We start from the raw sequence: 20,195 nt of genomic DNA on the forward strand, positions 1-20,195 counted from the left end.
TTCATGCACGCACCGCTGCACCGTGTCCCGGCTCCGCGCACCAGCGGCTCCTTCATTCCCTCGCGCATCCCCGAGCCGGTGCCCGCCGCGCTGCGCCACCTGCTCGCGGCAGAGCCGTTCGCGGGCCGCGTGCGATTGACCTGCTCCGACTGGCCCGCGCGTGCAGGCGCTTCGCATGCCGTGGCGATGCCCGTCAGGAACGAGATCGCGCTTCTGCCTCGCGCCCTTGCGGCGATCGAAGCGGCCATGATCGAAGCGAGGAGCGAAACGGGAGGCGCCGGTATCGCGGTCTTCGTCGTCAATGACACGCGCGATGCATCGGCCGACTGCATCCGCGACTGGGCGCGCGATGCGCCGTGCGGTGTCGCCCTGATCGAAGCCGAATTCGACGATACGATCCGCGGCGCGGTCCACAGCCGCAGGCTCGCGCTCGATTGCGCGGCGGCGCTGGTCCGTCCGGGCGGAGCCCTGCTGACCAGCGATGCCGACAGCCATGTCGCGCCCGGCTGGATCGTGCGCTGCCTCGCCGAACTGGCGGCCGGGGCCGACCTGGTATGCGAGGACGTGCGTCTCGACGAGCGCGAACTTGCCCGGCTTCCTGACAGCGTGCGCCGCACCGGAGAGGCGGAGCGCACCTATTTTGAAGCCAGCGAGCGGCTCTGGCAGGTCTGGACCGCTGGCCGCATCGGACGCTTCGCCTATCGAGCATCGGGCGCGAGCATGGCCGTCAGCGCGCGCGCCTATCGCGCCATTGGCGGCCTCCCGCTTCCCGCGATCGGCGAGGATGCCGCGCTTTGCGCCGAAATCCTGCGAAGCGGCCGCCGCGCCGTGCAGTTGGGGGACGCGGGCACGCGCACATCGGCGCGGATCGAAGGGCGCGCCGCGGGCGGTTGCGGGGGCGAGCTCGCCCGGCGGGCACGTTCGGACGATCCGGCCTGCGATGCCCGCCTCCTACCGGTCTACGAATTGCGCAAGAGCGCCGAGCGACGCATGCATTGCGGCCTCGCGACGAGAGAGCGAACGCCGCCGATGCGCCTGTCCGAAATCGAGCGCGAACTGGGCAAGGCACGGCGCCTGCTGGCGGAACACGAAGCGCGCGATGCTTGATCCCGAGCGCGGCAAGGCCCTCGAGGCGCATATCGCCGACCGCGCCGCGGCCACGGACCGGCATGGCGGGGACCTTTCGGCGGAGATCGCCGCTCTCGCATCCTCCGGCTGGCTCGCCGCCTGCCTGCCGCGCGCGCTCGATGGCGAAGGCTGGGGGAGCGAAGCCGAGGGGACCGCGGAAGCTTTCGATGCGCTGCGCACGCTCGGCCGGGCAAATCTTTCGGTCGCGCGCCTGTTCGAGGGACACATGAACGCGGTCAAGCTGGTCGCGCTCCATGCCGGCCACGATCTGAGCGAGGCGCTGGCCGCCCGCATCCATGACGGCTTGCTGCTTGGCGTCTGGGGCGCGGACGATCCGTCGGACCCGCTCGGCCTTGAGCGCGCAGAGGGAGAAATTCGCCTCTCGGGATCCAAGCGCTTCGCATCGGGTCTTGGGCTCGTCGGCGCGGCGGTGGTGACGGTGGCGGGCGAGGACGGGCCGCAGATGCTGCTCGTCGAGACGGGAGACGCGCAGCGCATCGACCTTGAACCCTGGCGCATGGGCGGCATGAGGGCGAGCAATTCGGGGCGTTATGATTTCTCCGGCGTGAGGCTGCAGGAAGACCGCCTGCTGGGCGGGCCCGGCGCCTTCCTGAAAGAGCCGCATTTCGAGGGCGGGGTGTGGCGCTATGCCGCCACCCATTGCGGCGCGGCGGAATCGCTTTACGAGGACATGCGCGAAGGGCTCATCGCTCGCGAGCGCGCCGATGACCCCAACCAGCAGCGCCGGATCGCCCGCGCCGCCATGGCCATCGAGACTGCGCGGCTGTGGCTCGCGCGCGCCGCCGATGAAGTCGAGATGGCCCATGCGCGGCCCGGCAAGGCGGTGCTTTCGCTGATGGCGCGCGAGGTTACCGACGAGGCCTGCCGGACGGTGATGGAGCTTGCGGCCCGCGCCCTTGGCATGGCGGCATACGAGGAGGGCACCCGGACCGAACGGATGCTTCGCGACCTGTCGGTTTTCCTGTGCCAGGCCGGCCCCGACGCGAAGCGCGCCCGTGTCGCGGAGCGGCTGGTCGAGACCGGCGCGAGGCCCGAGTTTCTATGAGCGTGCCCGATCTTCCCGAAGGCGCGCTGCTCGATGCGGCGAGGGACGCTGCACCCGTCGGGATCGCAACCCTCGCTCCGCCCGGCGGGTTGCTGATCGTCGTGCCTCATCCCGATGACGAAACGCTTGGCTGCGGCATGGCGATCGCCGCGGCGGCCGATGCGGGGCGGCGGATTGCGATCCTGCTGCTGACCGACGGCGAGGCATCGCATCCCGGCTCGCGCCGGTTTCCCGAGGACAGGCGCAGGGCGCTGCGCCGCAACGAATTCGACCGCGCACTCACCATGCTCGCTCCGGGCTGCCGGGTGCGGATATGGGCGGCGCATTGTCCAGACGGCGCGAGTGGTCCCTTTGCCGCGGACGAGCGCCTTTTCCTGGCCGCTCTCGGTGCGGCTCGCAGCCACGGCACGCGGGCGGTGTGGAGCACATGGGAAGGCGATCCGCATTGCGACCACGAGGCTGCCGCGAAGCTCGCGGCGCGGCTCGCGCGGGAACTGGGCGCGGCGCATTGGAGCTTTTCGGTCTGGGGCAGCTTCGGCGAACGGCCCGTGCCGCACCATCTGCGCCTTTTCGCAAAGCGCCGCTTCGCCTCGGCGAAGCGCGCCGCCATGGCTGCCCATGCCTCGCAGATGACCGACCTGATCGGCGACGATCCGCACGGCTTCGTCATGCCGCCCGCGCTCGCCGCGCATTTCCAGACACATCCGGAGATCTTCATCCATGAACGCCCCGGCAAGTGATCGCGGCGCGCGCTTCGATGCGCTGTATCGGGCCGATCCGGATCCCTGGGATTGCGCCACGAGCCGGTATGAACGCGCCAAGCGCGCGGCGACGCTCGCGATACTGCGCGAGCGTGAATATGATCGCGCGCTCGAAATCGGGTGCGGGGCAGGGGTGCTGACCCGCGAGCTTTCGCGGCGCTGCCGGACGCTGGTCGCGCTCGATGTGTCCGAAGTGGCGCTGGCAGAGGCGCGCTCGCGCTGCGCCGGGGCGCGCGGCGTCACATTCGCGTGCTGCGAAGTGCCGGAGCGCTGGCCGCACGGCCGCTTCGATCTCGTGATCCTATCCGAAGTGCTCTATTTCCTCGGCCGCCGGGAGATCGAACAGGTCTCTCGGCTTGCCCATGAGGCGCTGGAAACGGATGGCGATTGCGTGCTCGTCAACTGGACCGGCGAGAACGACCTGCCCATTTGCGGCCAGCAGGCGGCCCAGCTGTTCGAGCGGGCGGCCGGCTGGCATTCGCGGCGCTGCCGGGAAGCGGAACTCTACCGGATCGACCTGCTGCGCCCGGAACTGTGAATTGGACCTAGAGGTCGGGCAGGCGCTGCTCGGCGAAGCCCCATCCGGCGAGCGTCTTGCCGCGGGCGCGTTTGAGCAGCCTGTCCGCATCGCCGATCGTGAAGGCCTGCGCCGTCTCGGCCTCCTGCAATTCGTTCCAGCCGAGCGGGACTGCGACCGGCGCGCCCTCGCGCGCGCGGGCCGAATAGGGCAGGACCGCGGTGCTGCCGCGCTGGTTGCGCAGCCAGTCGATGAAGATCTTTCCCTTGCGCTTCGCCTTGCTCATCGTCGCGGTGAAGCGGTCGGGCTGGGCGAGGCTCAGCGCTTCGGCAAAGCGGCGCGAGAAATCCTTGTGCGCTTCCCATGAATGGCCTGGCAGGAGCGGGACGACGACATGGACGCCCTTGCCGCCCGAAAGCATGGCGAAGCTGGTGAGGCCGAGATCGGCGAGCCGGTAGCGGATGTCGCGCGCGGCGCCTTTCACGTCGCCGAAATCGAGGCCCTCGTCCGGGTCGAGGTCGAACACCATCCGGTCGGGCGCCTCGACATTGTCGGTGCGCGCGCCCCAGCCGTGGAATTCGATCGTGCCCATCTGGACGCATTGCAGGATCCCGCGCGCGCCCTCGATGAAGAGATAGTCCTCGTGCCCGCCGTCCTTTTCGCGGATCGCGACACGGCGCACTGCGTCGCCGAAGCCGCCATTGTCGTGTTTCTGGAAGAAGCATTTCTTCGCCCGCCCCTGCGGGCAGCGCACGAGGCTGACCGGGCGATTGGCGGCGAAGGGCAGCATGATCGGCGCCACCGCCTCGTAGTAATCGGCAAGGTTGCCCTTGGTCGCACCCGAGCCGGGAAAGATGACCCTTTCACGGCTGGAGATCGTGACCTCCTGCTCGGGCGGAGGGGAGGCAGAAGGTCGCTCCGGGGTCACGTCCTTTGCGTCCTTGTCTTCGCGCAGCCCCAGATAGCTGCCGTGGCGAATGTTTCCATCGCCGGTAAACTCGGCGAAGGCGACTTCGGCTACCAGTTTCGGCGTCACCCAGCGCACCGAGCGTGCCTTGGCCTTTTCGACTTCGGCGGGGGGAGTCTTCCTTTCGAGCCGTTTGAGCCTGGCCGACAGCGCGTCGAAATCGCCTGTGTCGAAGCCTGTCCCGACATTGCCCTTGTAGACCAGCGACTCGCCTTCGTACTGGGCCATCAGCAAAGAGGAAAAGGGGCGGCCCTTTGCCTTTGACGGTTTCCAGCCGATGATGACGAATTCCTGCCGCCTCGTGCACTTGACCTTGACCCAGGCCTTGCTGCGCGAATGTCGGTAGGGCGCGTCGATCTTCTTGGAAATGATCCCTTCCTGCCCGGCATCGCACATCGTTTTCAGAAGCCGCTCGCCCGCACCGATGACGTGATCGGCGACGTGGATCGGCGGCTCTGCGCGCTTCAGCAGCGCCTCCAGTCGCTCCTTGCGTTCGATATTGGGTTCGCGTGCGAAATCCTCGCCCTCCGCCCCGAGAAGGTCGAAGGCGTGGAATGACAGCGCATCACCTGCCCCCTGCGCCCCGTGACCGCGCTTGAGCACGGCCTGCAGGGTCGAGAAGTCCGGATTGCCGTTGTCGTCGGTGGCGACGATTTCGCCGTCGATCAGCGCGCAAGGCAGGTCGAGCCCGGCGAAGGCGCGAGCGAGCGGGGCGAACTTGTCGGTCCAGTCTTTGCCCGAACGAGTGTAGATGCGCACTTCCTCGCCCCTGGCGGCAACGAGGGCGCGGTAGCCGTCGAACTTTATCTCGTGCATCCAGCCGTTGCCCGCCGGGACATCGTCGACGAGCGTGGCGAGTTGCGGCTTGCGGAAGGAGGGCATCGGAGCGGGTTTGCGCGGCTTTCGCGTTCTGCCCGATTTGGGCTTCATCCGCGCGACGAGGCTGCCGTCCTGCTGCTTTGCCGTCTCCTTGCCCGCGGCGATCTCGGCCATGGAGCGGCCCGTCGAAATGCTGGTGAGTTCGCGCTCGACGAGATCATCCGTGCCGCCTGCATATTCGTCGTCGAGCTTGCGCAGCAGCCAGTTCTCGCGCTTCTCATTGCCTTTGGGCTTCAGCCGGATGAGCAGCCATTCGCCCTTCATCCGCTCGCCCTCGAGACAGAAATGGAGATGCCCCTGCTCGATATCGGAGGCCTTCGTGCCTTCCACCGGAGCCCAGGTGCCGCGGTCCCACAGCATCACCGTGCCGCCACCATACTGGTCTTTGGGGATCGTGCCCTCGAAGGTCGCATAGGACAGCGGGTGATCCTCGGTCCTGACCGCCAGCCGCTTGGTCGCCGGGTCGAGCGAGGGGCCTTTCGTCACCGCCCAGCTTTTCAGCACCCCGTCCATTTCGAGCCTGAGGTCCCAGTGCAGCCGGGTCGCGTCGTGCTTTTGCACCATGAAGCTGTTGCCCGTCCCGCTGCCGGCATCTCCGGCGGGTTCGGGCGTGGCGTCGAAATCGCGCTTGGCGTTGTATTCGGCGAGCGCGTCTTTTTCCCTCGCGCGCGCCATGTCAGGCCGATTTCTTGGTGCGGCTGCGCTTCTTCGGGCTCTCGTCAGAGCCCTTGTCGCTGCCGACCGATTTCTTGAGCGCGGCCATCAGGTCGACGACATTGCCGCCGCGCCCTTCGCCGGGCTCGTCCACGTCCTCGATCACGGATTCGCCCTTCTTCGCCTTGCGCTTTTTCTCGATCAGGCCGCGCAGCGCCTCGGAGTATCGGTCCTCGAATTCGCCCGCATCGAAGGGGGCGGATTTCTGGTCGATCAGCGTGGTCGCAAGGTCGAGCAGTTCCTTCTTGGGCTTGGCATCCGCGATGTCGTCGAAGAAGGCCTGCCCCTCTCGCACCTCGTCGGCATAGCGCAAGGTTTCCAACAACAGCCCCTTTCCGCAGGGCTTGATCGCGACGAGCTTTTCGGACCCGCGCACCGAAAGCTGGCCAAGCGCGACCTTTTTCGCCTTTCGCAGCGCCTCGCGCAGCACGACGAATGCTTCCTCCGCCAACTCGTCCTGCGGAGCGACGTAATAGGGCCGATCGAAATAGAGCGGGTCGATCTCGCTCGCATCGACGAACTGGACGAGCTCCAGCGTGCGGCGGCTTTCGATCTTTACCGCGTCGATCTCCTTGTCCTCGAGCAGGACATAGCTGCCCTTCGACACCTCGAAGCCGCGAATGATTTCGTCCCTGTCGACCGGGCCGATGCCGGGGACGACCTTTTCATAGGAGATGCGCTTGCCGCTCGGCTCGTGGATCTGGTTGAAGCGGATTTTCGAACCGCTTTTCGTCGCCGAAAAGAGTTCGACGGGTATCGAGACCAGCGCGAGCCGGATCTGTCCCTGCCAATATGCGCGTGCTGCCATTGTCGTGCCTCCATCCGTTTCGACGAACGGCGCGGCGATTGGTTTCCTCAGCGCACCTTGAGGATGCGGGGAAGGGCAAGGGCGCTGCTTCCCGCCGACAGCGCCACGAGGCCGAGGAAAACCGCCCCGGGACCGAGCGCGTCATAGGCATGGCCCGCGATCGCAGGGCCGATGACGCTTCCGGCGGCGAGGAAGATCAGCGCGGCGGTGAAGCCGAGCAGGCTGTTTCCGGGAAAGACCCGCTCCGACCAGAAGGAGAGGACCGCGCTCATCATCATGATGAAGACGCCCTGCAGCGCCGATGACGCCATGACGGCAGGCCACGTCGCGGGGGACAGGGCGATCAGGCCGGCTGAAAGCGCCGAGGCGAGCATGAGCGCGGCGACGAGCGCGGGCAGCCCGACCAAGGCCCGCAGCCGGGCCGTTCCCATCCCGGCGAGCCCGGCCAGCCCCACAGCGATGAAGATTGCCGCCGCCGAACCGTTCGCGGGCAATCCGCCGAGGTCGCCTGCATCCTCGACCGCGCGCGCCGCGAACGTGATCCAGACCGAGGTCGTCAGCCCGAAGGAAAAGGCGATGGCATAGAGCGGGGCGGCGAGATTGCGCATCACGCTGCTCCACAATTCGCGTTCCCGGCGCCTTGGTTCGGGCGCGACCGCATTGAGCAGGCGCGCATTGACCGCGAGCGCGGCGAGGCCGACCAGCGCGAAGAACACCCATGCCCAGCGCCACGACACACCCAGCCCGGACGCGACCAGCGCCGCTCCGCCCGCCAGCGCCACGCCGAGGCTCGTGCCGGTGCTGATGATCGAGAGCGCGCCGGGCCGCCTAAACTCGCGCAATCCATCGTGGACGAGCGTGTTGAAGGGCGACCAGGTCAGGCCCGGCCCGAGCATGGCGAGCGCGACTCCGCCGGCGAGCATGAATACGTTGCCCGCAAAAGCGACCGCGGCGACGCCCAACGTGGCGCAGATCAGCCCGATGAGGACGGGCCGCGCGCCGCCGAGCCGCTCGCCCAGTTCGCCGGCTCCGACCAACCCGATGAGGAATCCCGCAAAGCCGATGCTCGCGATCGTCCCCGACGCACCGCCCTCGATCCCGAAAGCGGGCCTAAGCTGTGGCAGGAACAGGCCGAAACCGACCCGCGCCGGCCCGTAGGTCAGCAGGGTCGCGGCAAAACCCGCCAGCGAAAGGCCGCGCGCGGTGCTGATGTGCGAGTGCGCCTCCATGCGCGTGAGCCTAGTCAGGCCGCGCCCAGTCCAGCAAGGCGGTCGGAGTGCGGTTCACCGCAGCCCACGGTAGCCCCGCCGACGCTTCCGGAACGCAGCCGCGGGCGAGCGATTGGTCCGGTATCCCGCAGGTGAACAGCGAAGGAGCGTAAAGCATCGCACAATCGCCGAAGAGAGTGTTTGTCCTGGGTCTCGAACCGTTCAACCTCGCTTTGCTTGAAAAGCTCGAGGACGAGCGCGATGTCGAATTCCACGAAGCGCTCTCGGCGGAGGAATCGGTCAACATTACCGAGCCCTTTGGACTGATGGACCTTGTGACGACGGCGGAAGAGCGGATGGACCGGTACGGCCCGGCCGACGCGGTGCTCAATTACTGGGACTTTCCCGGCAGCGTCATCGGCCCGCTGCTATGCCAGCGGAACGGGCTTCCCGGTCCCTCGCTCGAAAGCGTCGCCGCTCTCGAACACAAATACTGGGCGCGCCAGGCGATGGCCGAGGCGACCCCGCACGCCAATGCCGATTTCTGCGCGGTCGATCCCTTCGCCGAACGCCCGCGCGAGCAGATAGAAATCGACTATCCCTTCTGGGTCAAGCCGTTCGTCTCGCATTCGTCCTATCTCAGCTTCAAGGTCGAGACCGAGGAGCAGCTCGACAAGGCGATGACGGTTATGCGGGACGGCATCGAACTGTTCGGCAATTCCTTCAACGAATTCCTTGAAAAGGTCGACCTGCCCGAGAGCATCAGGGGGATCGGGGGCAATCACTGCATCGCGGAAAAGAGCGTCGCGGCCGACCAGCAGATCACGCTCGAAGGCTATGTCCATGACGGCGAGACGAACGTCTATGGCGTCGTCGATTCGGTGCGCGAGGGCGGTGTCGGCTCGTCCTTCTCGCGCTATCAGTATCCCAGCGACGCCCCGCGTCCGGTGGTCGAACGGATGTGCGATGCAACGGCAAGGCTGCTCGATCATGTCGGCTACGACAATGCGGCGTTCAACGCGGAATTCTTCTACGACGGGGAAACAGACCGGATCAGCCTGCTCGAGGTCAACACGCGCCTGTCGAAGAGCCACGCGCCCCTGTTCGAGGATGTCGACGGGATGAGCCATCACAAGGTCGGGCTCGACCTCGCATTGGGCCTGCGCCCGCAAATGCCCAGGGCCAGGGGCGACTGGCCCAAGGCGGCGAAGTTCATGCTGCGCTTCTTCCAGGACGGCCAGATCGAACGCGTGCCTTCGCAGACCGAGATCCATCACATGCAGACCCGCTATCCCGAGGCGCTGGTGCAGGTGCTGGTCGACAAGGGACAGCGGCTTTCGCACCTCGCCTTCCAGGACAGCTACAGTTTCGAGATCGCGGACATCTTCATCGGCGGGGAGAGCAATGAGGAACTGCTCGCGAAATATGCCGACCTGATGGAAAACCTGCCCTTCACCATCAACCTCACCGCGCCCGTGCCGCAATAGGCCGATTACGCGGGCGAACGACCTGCCCACGACCAAAGGCGGACCTTTCATGATCTTTGTCGACGATTTCCCGGAAGCGGTGACGATCCACGACCATGTCGTCATCCCGATGAAGGACGGCGTGGAACTGTCCGCGCGCATCTGGTTGCCCGATTGCGCGCGCGACGCGCCGGTTCCGGCCGTTCTCGAATACATCCCCTATCGCAAGCGCTTCGGCAGCGCGGCGCGGGACGAGCTGACCCACGGCTATCTCGCCGGCCACGGCTATGCCTGCGTCCGCGTCGACATTCGCGGCAGCGGCGAGAGCGAGGGCGTGCTGACCGACGAATATCTGCCGCGCGAACTCGAGGACGGGCTCGCCATCATCCACTGGCTGGCGGCGCAAGACTGGTGCGATGGCAGTGTGGGCATGATGGGCATCAGCTGGGGCGGCTTCAACGCGCTCCAGATCGCCGCGCTTCAGCCGGAACCATTGAAGGCGATCATGGCGGCCAGCGCGAGCGATGATCGCTTCGCCGACGACGTCCATCACATGGGCGGCTGCGTGCTGGGCGACAATCTTTCCTGGGCCTCGGTGATGTTCGCCTACAATTCGATGCCGCCCGATCCCGATCTCGTCGGTCCGAAATGGCGCGACATGTGGTTCGAACGGCTCGAGGGTTCGGGCTTCTGGCTCGACAAATGGCTGCGCCACCAGCGCCGCGACGATTACTGGAAGCACGGTTCGGTGTGCGAGGATTACTCCGCGGTTCGGATACCCGTCATGGCGGTAAGCGGATGGGCGGACGGCTACACCAATGCGGTCTTCCGCCTGCTGCGCAATCTGGGCGGGCCGCGGCGCGGCCTGGTCGGGCCTTGGGCGCACACCTATCCCCATCTCGGAAAGCCGGGCCCCGCGATCCATTTCCTGAAGGAGCTGGTGCGCTGGTGGGACCATTGGCTGAAGGGCAAGTCCAATGGCGTGATGGACGAGCCCATGCTGCTGACATGGATGCAGGATAGCGAGCCGCCCAAGTCGAGCTATGCCGAGCGCGACGGCCACTGGGTCGCGGAGGAGACATGGCCCTCACCGGGGGTGAAGCCGCGCAGCTTCGCGCTCGGGCGCGGGCTTTTGCTCGATCCCCAGGACCGGAGCGGGGAATGCGCGCCGGCCAGTCTTTCGATCCAGTCGCCGCTGTCGACCGGGCTGTTCGCGGGCAAATGGTGCGCCTATGCCTCCGGCCCCGATCTAGCCCATGACCAGCGCCAGGAGGACGGCGGCGCGCTGGTGTTCGAAACCGAACCGCTTGCCGAGGCGATTCAGGTGCTCGGCGCGGCCGAACTCACGCTCGAGCTGAGCGTGGACCGGCCTGTCGCAATGGTCGCCGCGCGGCTTTCCGATGTCCGGCCCGACGGATCGGCGACGCGCTTTACCTATGGCCTGCTCAATCTCTCGCATCGCAAGAGCCGAGAGCACCCCGAGCCGATGGTGCCGGGTGAGCGGCAGACCATCACGTTTCGATTGAACCACATCGGCCAGATGATCCCGGCAGGCCACCGCCTGCGCCTGTCGCTGTCGACCTCATACTGGCCGCTCGCCTGGCCTTCGCCCGAACCGGTGTGCCTGACCGTGCATCTCGCGGGAAGCCGGCTCGACCTGCCGGTGCGCCATGCGCCTCATGTCGGCCACGAGCGGCCCAAGTTTGGCGACCCGCAGATCGCCAAGCCGGAACCCAAGCTGATGCTCGAACCCGAGGAGCACGACTGGATCGTCCACCGCCATCTGGCGCGCGATTCATCGGTGCTCGAGGTGATCAACGACGAGGGCCTTTACGCGCACGAATATACCGGGCTCAGGGTGGGGACGCATGCGCGCGAATGGTATCGCTCGCTCGGCAACGATCACGGCTCGGTCGAGGGCGAGACCCGCTGGACCCGCACGCTCGCGCGAGAGGGGTGGAACATCCGCACCGAAACCCGAACGCTGATGCGATCCGACGCCGAAAACTTCTATCTCGAAGGCGATCTTGACGCCTTCGAGGACGAGGACCGGGTGTTCTGCCGCACATGGAGCCGCACGATCCCGCGCGACCTCGCTTGACAATGGGCAGCGAGTCGTTCGCCGGAATCCGGGAACGGCCGTGCCCCACCTTACGCCCCCGCCCCCGCGCGAGCGAGGCGCAATTGTTTGTTCAAACACGACGATCTGTCCACCGATCGGTCGAAAACGGGTCTAACGGGTTGTATTCAACCGGCCACCCTGTAGGACTCCGGCCCGTGAACGGGTCGCCCGAGAAAGGACCTGCGTCGCGGTCGGGGCCGCGATCTCTCTTCCTTTTGCTTCGCGTGGGGTCGCAGGCGGTCCGGTAAAGCGGGCATGCTGCCCTGTGCAGCAATTTTTGGGGGCGAAATTGTTGGATCGATCCGAATTGGCGCAAGGCGCTCGGAAACTGCCGCTCGCGGCATCCGCATCGGCGCTGGCCTTCATGTTCTCAGCCGGCCTGCCGCTGCCCGGCACCTCGGCCAGTGCGCAGGTAACGCCGCCCAACCGCAGCGAGCTCATCCCGCCCGAGCGGCGTGAGCGGCGCGATGGGCCCACTCTCACGATCGACGGCGATCTCGAACGGGCGCCCTGCGCGCTCGACCGGGCGGAATATGCCGATATCACGCTGACTCTCAAAGGCGCCGAATTCGGCGGGCTCGAACGCGTTCCCGGAGCATCGCTCGAGGATGCCTACGACCAGTATGTCGGGCGCGAATTGCCGCTTTCGGTGCTGTGCGACATCCGCGCGGCGGCCAATTCGATCCTGCGCTCGCAGGGCTATCTCGCCTCGGTCGAAATCCCCGAGCAGAATCTTTCGGACGGAGTGGCGGATTTCCGCGTCATCTTCGGCAAGCTCACCGCGGTCCGGGTGCGCGGCGATGCTGGACCTTCGGAACGGGTGGTCGCGGGCTATCTCGAAAAGCTCACCGGCGGCGAGGTATTCAATTCGAACGAGGCCGAGCGGTACCTGCTGCTGGCCGACGACCTGCCTGGGATCGACGTGCGTCTTTCCCTGCGCCCGGCGGCGGGCGGTGAACCGGGCGATCTCGTCGGCGAGATCGCAGTGGTGCGCCAGCGCGCGGTGATCGACGTCAATGTCCAGAATTTCGGCTCGAATGCGATCGGGCGCTTCGGGGGGCTCATCCGCGGCGAAATCTACGACCTGACCGGTCTCGGCGACCGCACCACAGTCACCTTTTTCAGCACGGCCGAATTCGAGGAGCAGCAGACGCTCCAGCTCGGCCATGATTTCGCGGTTGGCAGCGAAGGGCTGCGGCTGGGCGCGGGGCTGACGCTGAGCCAGACCAGTCCCGAACTCGGTCTTGCCGGGCTCGACATCGATTCCCAGACGCTGCTGGCCTCGGTCTTCGCGAGCTATCCGGTGATGCGCACGCGCCGTTCGAGCGCATATCTCGAGGCGGGGTTCGATTTCGTCAATCAGAACGTCGATGCGAACGACATTCGCCTGACCGAGGACCGGGTGCGGATGATCTATGCGCGGGTTTCGGGCGACTGGATCGATGGCGACAGCATCCGGCGGATCAGCGGCTACACCCCGTTCGAGCCGCGCCTGCGCGTCTATTACGCGGCAGAACTGAGACAGGGTCTTGAGGTCTTTTCCTCAAGCCCGGACTGCCGGCCCAACCTGCTCGCCTGCCTTGTCGGCGGGAATGTCCCGCCGAGCCGGGTCGAAGCCGATCCGACCCCGTTCCTGATCCGCTATCAGGCCGGCGCCGAATATCGGCCCAACCCGCTTCTCACCTTCTCCCTCGAAGCGCGCGCGCAGGCTACCGACGACCCGCTTCCCGCCTTCGAGGAATTCGCCGGCGGCAGTTTCTCGCTCGGTCGCGGCTACGATCCGGGCGCCATTCTCGGCGACAGCGGCGTCGGGGCCGCTCTGGAATTTCGCTACGGCTCGCTTGCCCCCGAAGGCCCGCAGGCGTTCGCCTGGCAGCCCTATGTCTTCACCGATTTTGCCTATGTCTGGAATGAGGACCCGAGCCGCCGCCCGCTCAATCCCGATCGGCTCTGGTCGGCCGGCGGCGGGGTCCGGGCTGCGTTCGGTTCGATGATACAGGGGGATTTTCTCGTCGCGGTGCCGCTCGAGCGTCCCGACCTCGCTCCGGAGCGAGGTGACGTGCGCTTCATGTTCTCGCTGACCGCCCGCCTTTTCCCGTGGAGATTTTGACATGGCTTCGATGACGAATAAGCGCGTGCGGCTGATGCTCGGATGCGGTGGGGCGGCGCTGGCGCTGTCGCTCGCGATATCGGCCGAAAAGGCACAGGCGCAGGCATTTCAAGGCAACGAATCCGTCGCCCAGGGGAACGCATTTCGGACCGTGACGGGCACGAATTCGGAAACGATCACGGTCGACACCCCGACGGCAGTCATCGACTGGCAGCCGATCGACGGGGTCGATTTCCTGCCCACCGGCGCGGTGGTGACGTTTCAGAACAATGGCAGCGACAGTCCGGGTGCCGATTTCGCGGTCCTCAACCGCATCCTGCCGACCGCCCTCGGCGGTGTCGTGGTGCTGGACGGAACTGTCGTCTCGCGCATCGTCGATTTCCAGACCGGCTCCGAGGTCGCGGGAGGGACCGTCGCGTTCTATTCGCCGACAGGCATCCTTGTAGGCGGCAATGCGAGCTTCGATGTCGGCAATCTCATCTTGACCACTCTTGAGCCCGATCTCGCCAGTTTCGACGCTTTCACGACCGCCGGCGGGACGCTTCAGCTGAACGGGGGCGCTAGCCCGACCGCGCGCATCCAGATCGATGCCGGCGCGCAGATCACCGCCAGTGCTGAAAATTCCTATTTCGCTGCGATCGCTGCCGACCTGCAGATGCTCGGCACATCCACTGTCAACGGCAGCCAGGCCTATGTTGCGGGCGAAGTGGTCAATCTCACCTTCTCGAACGGCCTGTTCGATATCGAGGTGCCCATCGGAGCCGCGCTTGGCGGGCAGGTGATGGAGCTGAACGGCAACGTCGGCGGCCCTTCGAGCACGGGGGTGGGCGACAACCACCTGATCTATGCCGTCGCAAAGGCTTCGGGCAATCCGATCAGCATGCTGTTCAGCGGCAATCTCGGTTTCGCTCCCGCGGCTACTGCCGGCGTGGTCAACGGTGAGATCATCCTGTCGGCCAATAACGACGTGTTCGGGCGGACGGTGCAGAACGGGTCGATTTCCGACGGCATAAACGCTGTGTTCGACGAACTGCCCGATCCTTTCGCATCGCCGATCGCACGGGCCGACATCCTCGTCGAGGATTTCGCCGCGACCAGCAGCCTGCTCGCGATCGGCAGCGATCTTGTCCGGGTAAGCGCACTGAATTCGGCGAGCTCGGTCGAGGGCAATCTCCTCGTCGTTGGGCGCGAGGGGGCCGAAGTCACCTCGAGCAATGGGCAGGTGTTCGACATATCGGGCGACTTGCTGGCTTCTTCGCGCGCATTCGGCGTGGTCGGATCGAGCCTGCAGGATCCGACGCTCATCAATGCCGCGGGCGGCACGGCCTTGATCGATGTCTTGAATGGCGGCAACATGACCATTTCGGGCAATGCGCTAGTCACGGCGGACGCCGTGGGGGGTGCCGACGAATCCTCGTTCGAGGCCGGCAGCGCGACCGGGGGCAGCGCGCAGATCGGCGCCGCGGGCGGCATTATCTCCATTCTCGGCGATACCACGGTCAGCGCCAGGGCGCGCGGAACCACGCGGGTCAGCCTGATTTCGACCGGCGCGATCTCCACCGGCGGCTTGGCCCAGATCCTCTTGAGCGAGGGTGGATCGCTGACCGCGGACTCGATCGACCTCATCGCCTCGGCCAATGCCGCAGCAACCATTACAGGGACCAATGGCGGCGATGCCTTTGCCGGCTTGAGCCAGGCGATCATAGAGGGGGGCTCTACGCTCACGCTGGCCGATTTCTCCTTCGATGCAACAGCGAGCACGACCGCAGGCGGCGAGACCAGCGCCGGCGAGGCGCTGTTGATGGTGGGCACCAGTGGGGGCGGCGGCCAGGTGGCAGTCACTGACCGGGTCACCATGGCCGCCGATGCCACCGGCGGCGATCTCAACATAGCCGGGCGGTTCGAGGTCTCGGCCACGAGCGGCCAGGTGAGCACGGCCAACCTGATCGGCACGGCGCTGGGCGAAGCGACCGGCGATTTCGCCGAATCGCGCCTCGGCGCGGTGGGCGGCGATATCCTCGTCAGCAACGCACTTTCGATCGACGTGTTCGACAGTTTCATCGTGGAGGCGGGGCAGGGCAATCTCATCGGGGGGCCGGACCTCATCGATCCGACGGTCGCGGTCGACATCACGTCGCAGGGGACGATCGTTTTCCTCGGAGACAATGACGACGCGATCGATTTCGGCGGCTTGTCGATGACGCTCACGTCGCGTGATATCGCGATCGAGAACGGGGCGCGGATCGGCGCAGTGACAATGGATCTCGTCTCGCTCGATGAGACCGCACCCGCGATCCTCGGCGGCGAGGGTACGCCCTCGGGCGAGGTAACGGGCGAGGGCTACACCCTGATCGCGGAGGAGATCTCGCGGCTCGAAGTGGGCAGTTTCACCTTCACCCAGCCCGTCCTCCCCGGCGCCGGGACGGACGATCCCGACATCATCCTGCGCGAAGCGACCGCCTTCGGTTCGGCGGATCCCAATGGAGGGGTGTCGGATATCCTCATCCAGACCGGAGATTTCGGCGGCATCATTCGGGTCGATGGGCTGATCGAACTGGGCAATGCGGCGCCGACCGACACCTTCACGCTCTTGGCGGACAACCGGATCGAAGTCGTGACGCCGGGCGGCATCGCAATCTCCGATTTCGACGGCTTGCCGACCGGACAGATGCTGCTCGATGCGTCGAACATCTGGGTCGCCGATGCCGACCTCATCACCGCGCTTCAGGCCGATCGCAGCTTTGCCGGACGCAATGACGAACTTGCCGTCGCTATTGCCGTAAGCGCCGATCCGCTTGGTTATCTGCGTGCGGGCCGGGTCGATCTCCAGCCCGGCCAGTCGCTACTGGTCCGCAACACCGGCAGCGAAACCGAACAGGGCGGCATCACGGTCGGCGATGGCGGCTTGTTCATCCGCGCGAACGAGAATTCGGAATCGACCCTCGACGTCTTCGCCTATGGCCGCCGCCAGCAGGCGGACGGCAGTTTCGTGACCGGTTCGGATTTCTTCTCCGAGGTCAATTTCAACATCAATGTCGGCAACACGGCCTATACCGGGGAGAGCGAGTTAAACGACTGCGTCATCAACACCGCCGAATGCCCGACTGCGGTCACACCGCCGCCCGAGCCTCCGGTCCAACCGCCCGGGTTCGAGGAAGACATCACCGAAGTGATCGCGGTCCTCAACAACCCGACGACCTTTGAGGAGGTGACCGAGGTCCCGCCCGAGGATCTGACGCTGACGGAACGGGAGAGCAACGACGAGTTCGGGGTCGATTTTCCGGGCCTGATCGAGGCCCCGCTTCTGTCGGAAGACCCGCTGCTCAACGATCCGGTGGCGAGCGGCGGCGACAGCTCGGCCTATGGGGCGGGTGGTCCGGAAGGAGGTAGCCATGACGAGTAAGCGGATGAAAAGGCTCACCTCCCTGATGGTGGCGGGCGCAGTTGGCGCGGCCGCGATCTGGACCGCTCCCAATGCCGCCCAGACCACGAAGGACACGCCGATCAGTCTGCGCGACACCTTTCAAGTCGGCAACAACGGATTGTGCGAGGCGCAGATCGTCGAGCCCGAAGCGGGCGCAGGCCTGTTCGACCGGCGCTATTCGATCATATGCCGCGACGCCGCTGCGCCGATCGGTACCATGTGGGTGGTCCGGGGAAGCCATGCCGACAAGCCCGAAAGCCGTTTTGGAGTGCCCGGCGCGACTTGTCGCCGGGCCGAGGAAGCGGCCCCGCTCGAGGGTCTTGCGGGTGCAATCGAACTCGTCTGCGATGCGGCTGACAGTCCGCTGCGCAGCCGGCTGATCGTGGGCGAGATCGGCAATCGCACCTATGCCGCAAGCGGTTTCAACGCCTATGCATCGGCGCTGCGGCTTGGGCTTTCCTCGCTCGCGACCGACCGCGTGGCGCAGGGCAGTGTCGACATTCCGCTCACCCAGGCGACCGATGCGCTCGCTTTCGCGCGCCAGCAGGCCGAGGCAATTTCGGCCGATCAGGCGCTGCTCGAGGCCTATCGCCGGTCGAACCAGGGCGAATTCGCCGAAGCCGCGGAATTCTTCGCCGCGTCGGCGGAGGTCCTGTCCGGCAAGGGCGCCATCGATGCGCGGCTCAACGAAGGTCTGCTGCAATCCAATCTCGGCAATTACGCCGAAGCCGAGCGGCTTTTCGGCCTTACCCGGGCGGAGGCGAACAACGATCCGGTACTCTCCCGGTTGCAGCGCAATTACGAAACGATTCATGCGCTCAACCAGGGCCGTGCCCAGACTGCGCTCGCGCGGGTGAACGAGCCGCTGGCCAATGAATTCGGCGATCCCGATGCACTGCGCAAGCTCACGATCGGCCCGGCCATAGCGAACCGGCTCGAGGCCGAAAGCCAGAGCGCGGGCGGGACCTATTCGGTGACGCTCACTCCGCTCGAACGGGCGCAATTGCTCGACGGGCAGGCCAATTACCTGCGCGCGACCGCGCTGCGGCTGGTCGGCCGGACAGGCGAGGCGACCCAGTTTCTGCGCGCCGCCGACACCGCGATGGCCGAGGTGCGCGACGGGCGGGTCGAATCCATAATCTGGCTGCGCGCGCAGGTGCTGGGCGAACTCGCCGAAGTGGCCGAGATCGAGAGTCGCCCGGCAGAGGCCGAGGGCTTCCACCTTGCAGGTATCGAATTGCTGCAGGGCCGCTATCCCGAAAGCCCGGCGCTGCAGAGCGCGCGCGCCCAGCTTGCCGGGTTCTATGCCCGTTCGGGCCGGCGCGGCGATGCGCTTGCGCTCTATCGCGGGGTCGTCGAGGACGCAGAAGGCCGCCCGCTGCCCGCGCTGCGCAGCCTGATGACGCCCTATTTCAACCTCCTTCTCGGCAGCGAGCAGGGCATTGCGAGCGACGCATCGGCGGCGGCCGACATCTTCGCAGCGAGCCAACTGCTCCAGCGTCCGGGCCTCGCCCAGACGCAGGCGGTCCTCGCGCGGGAGCTTTCGGTCGGCAGCGACGAGGCGGCGCAATTGTTCCGCAAGACGATCAATATCGGCCGGGCTATCGAACGCCTCAGGAGCGGCATCGCCGAAATGGAGCCGGTGGCCGAGATGTCGCGCGAAACCGCCCAGTTGCTGGCCGAGCGGCAGGCCCAGCTCGAACAGCTCCAGGCCGAACAGGCCCAAGTGCTCGAAAGCCTCGCCCAATATCCCCGTTATCGTGCGGTCACCGGCTCGGCGATCGACCTCGACCAGCTGCGGGGCATCCTCGAGGCGGGCGAAGTCTATGTGAAGCTCGTCACGCTCGAGGAGCGCAGCTTCGTCATCTACGCGACCAAGGACGATGCGCTCGCCTATGAGGCGGCGATTGCGCCCGAAGAGCTCGAGGAGGCAGTCGACCGGCTGCGCGAGAGCATCGCCATTGCCGAAGGCGGGCAGGTGCTGACCTTTCCGTTCGACATAGAACGTTCGCGCAAGCTCTACCTCTCGCTGTTCGAACCCGTCGCCGACCGGCTTTCCGCGCAGCGCCATATCGTGTTCGAGCCCGACGGGGCGATGCTGCGCCTGCCGATCAACCTGCTGGTGACCGACGATGAAAGCGTGGAGCGCTACAAGGAGCGGCTCGCCGAGAACGGAGACGACTACGACTTCACGGGCACGAAATGGCTCGGGCGCGGAACGCAGATCAGCACTTCGGTCGCCGCGACCGCGTTCCGTGACGTGCGTGCGGCGGCGCCTTCGGACGGGGCCAAGAGCTATCTCGGGCTCGGCGAGAACACGCCGATCGGGGAGGGCGCCGGTGCGTCACGCACCCGCGCGGCGCTGGCCGGGGGCGAGGACTGCGTGTGGTCGCCCAATATCTGGGCCAATCCGATCGCTGCCGACGAACTTTACACCGCCGCCGAAAGGTTCGGCGCGGGCGCTGCGGTCGTGACGCGCGACGAATTCACCGACAGCAAGATCCGCTCGCGCGAGGACCTTGCCGATTATCGCATCCTCCATTTTGCGACGCACGGCCTCGTCACCGCCCCGCAGCCCGAATGCCCGCCGCGCCCGGCGCTGCTGACGAGCTTCGGCGGCGAGGAGGATTCCGATGGCCTGCTCAGCTTCGCCGAGATCTTCGGCCTCAGGATCGATGCCGACCTCGTGATCCTGTCGGCCTGCGACACCGCGGGCGGGGCGACGGTAGGGGCGACCCGCGAGGCGGGCGTTACCTCGGGCGGCGATTTCGCGCTCGATGGACTGGTGCGAGCCTTCGTCGGAGCGGGCGGACGCACCATCCTTGCAAGCCATTGGCCGGTCCCTGACGATTACGATGCGACCAAACGGCTGATCTCGGGCCTGTTCGAAACCGACGGGGCCAGCACTGCCGGGGCGCTGCGGACCTCGCAGCTCGAACTGATGGATAGCGCAGAGACCTCGCACCCGTTCTACTGGGCGGCTTTCGCGGTCGTCGGCGACGGCACGATACCGGTGCGGCGCTGA

At 66.4% G+C, this 20,195-nt stretch carries 12 protein-coding genes; 9 read left to right on the top strand and 3 right to left on the bottom strand.

Translation table 11 applies throughout. From position 1 onward, the window contains the following. The first annotated feature begins 3 nt into the window (after positions 1–3). From Ga0102493_RS04015 to Ga0102493_RS04030, 4 genes are read left to right on the top strand one after another with little or no spacing between them, the layout of a single operon-like run. Positions 4–1,107 carry a glycosyltransferase family 2 protein gene (locus Ga0102493_RS04015; protein ID WP_161490038.1) on the top strand — a complete coding sequence of 368 codons (1,104 nt, stop codon included), beginning with the start codon at positions 4–6 and terminating at the stop codon, positions 1,105–1,107. After that, a complete protein-coding gene (locus tag Ga0102493_RS04020; RefSeq protein WP_069297454.1) occupies positions 1,100–2,194 on the top strand; it encodes an acyl-CoA dehydrogenase family protein in 1,095 nt (364 codons plus the stop codon). Before Ga0102493_RS04015 ends, Ga0102493_RS04020 begins: the two co-directional genes overlap by 8 nt. Next, positions 2,191–2,934 (top strand): PIG-L family deacetylase, encoded by a 744-nt coding sequence (locus Ga0102493_RS04025; protein WP_034904504.1) that lies wholly within the window; start codon positions 2,191–2,193, stop codon positions 2,932–2,934. Before Ga0102493_RS04020 ends, Ga0102493_RS04025 begins: the two co-directional genes overlap by 4 nt. Beyond that, positions 2,915–3,493, top strand: a complete 579-nt coding sequence (locus Ga0102493_RS04030; protein ID WP_034904502.1) for a class I SAM-dependent DNA methyltransferase — start codon at positions 2,915–2,917, stop codon at positions 3,491–3,493. Before Ga0102493_RS04025 ends, Ga0102493_RS04030 begins: the two co-directional genes overlap by 20 nt. Positions 3,494–3,500: 7 nt before the next feature. On the opposite strand, the gene ligD is transcribed toward Ga0102493_RS04030, so the two are convergent. The 3 genes from ligD to Ga0102493_RS04045 are packed head-to-tail and all read right to left on the bottom strand — an operon-like array spanning position 3,501 to position 8,069. After that, positions 3,501–5,993 carry a DNA ligase D gene (gene ligD / locus Ga0102493_RS04035; protein WP_034904618.1) on the bottom strand — a complete coding sequence of 831 codons (2,493 nt, stop codon included), beginning with the start codon at positions 5,991–5,993 and terminating at the stop codon, positions 3,501–3,503. A 1-nt stretch (position 5,994) separates the two neighbouring features. Then, on the bottom strand, positions 5,995–6,840 hold the full coding sequence (gene ku, locus Ga0102493_RS04040) for a non-homologous end joining protein Ku (RefSeq protein ID WP_069297455.1): 846 nt from the start codon (positions 6,838–6,840) through the stop codon (positions 5,995–5,997). 47 nt (positions 6,841–6,887) lie between these two features. After that, positions 6,888–8,069, bottom strand: a complete 1,182-nt coding sequence (locus Ga0102493_RS04045) for an MFS transporter (RefSeq protein WP_051698078.1) — start codon at positions 8,067–8,069, stop codon at positions 6,888–6,890. A gap of 176 nt (positions 8,070–8,245) precedes the next feature. Here Ga0102493_RS04045 and Ga0102493_RS04050 point away from each other — a divergent pair, with 176 nt between their 5' ends. The 5 genes from Ga0102493_RS04050 (at position 8,246) to Ga0102493_RS04070 (ending at position 20,195) form a co-directional block, all read left to right on the top strand. Next, positions 8,246–9,535 carry an ATP-grasp domain-containing protein gene (locus tag Ga0102493_RS04050; protein ID WP_051698076.1) on the top strand — a complete coding sequence of 430 codons (1,290 nt, stop codon included), beginning with the start codon at positions 8,246–8,248 and terminating at the stop codon, positions 9,533–9,535. 49 nt (positions 9,536–9,584) lie between these two features. Next, positions 9,585–11,615 carry a CocE/NonD family hydrolase gene (locus Ga0102493_RS04055; RefSeq protein ID WP_034904498.1) on the top strand — a complete coding sequence of 677 codons (2,031 nt, stop codon included), beginning with the start codon at positions 9,585–9,587 and terminating at the stop codon, positions 11,613–11,615. Between the two features lie 385 nt (positions 11,616–12,000). Beyond that, a complete protein-coding gene (locus Ga0102493_RS04060; protein WP_069297588.1) occupies positions 12,001–13,746 on the top strand; it encodes a ShlB/FhaC/HecB family hemolysin secretion/activation protein in 1,746 nt (581 codons plus the stop codon). 10 nt (positions 13,747–13,756) lie between these two features. Next, on the top strand, positions 13,757–17,149 hold the full coding sequence (locus tag Ga0102493_RS04065) for a beta strand repeat-containing protein (protein ID WP_150132416.1): 3,393 nt from the start codon (positions 13,757–13,759) through the stop codon (positions 17,147–17,149). After that, positions 17,139–20,195 (top strand): CHAT domain-containing protein, encoded by a 3,057-nt coding sequence (locus tag Ga0102493_RS04070; protein ID WP_051698073.1) that lies wholly within the window; start codon positions 17,139–17,141, stop codon positions 20,193–20,195. The genes Ga0102493_RS04065 and Ga0102493_RS04070 overlap by 11 nt, the downstream gene beginning before the upstream one ends.

The sequence above is a fragment of the Erythrobacter litoralis genome (genome assembly GCF_001719165.1).
GTDB classification, from domain to species: domain Bacteria; phylum Pseudomonadota; class Alphaproteobacteria; order Sphingomonadales; family Sphingomonadaceae; genus Erythrobacter; species Erythrobacter litoralis.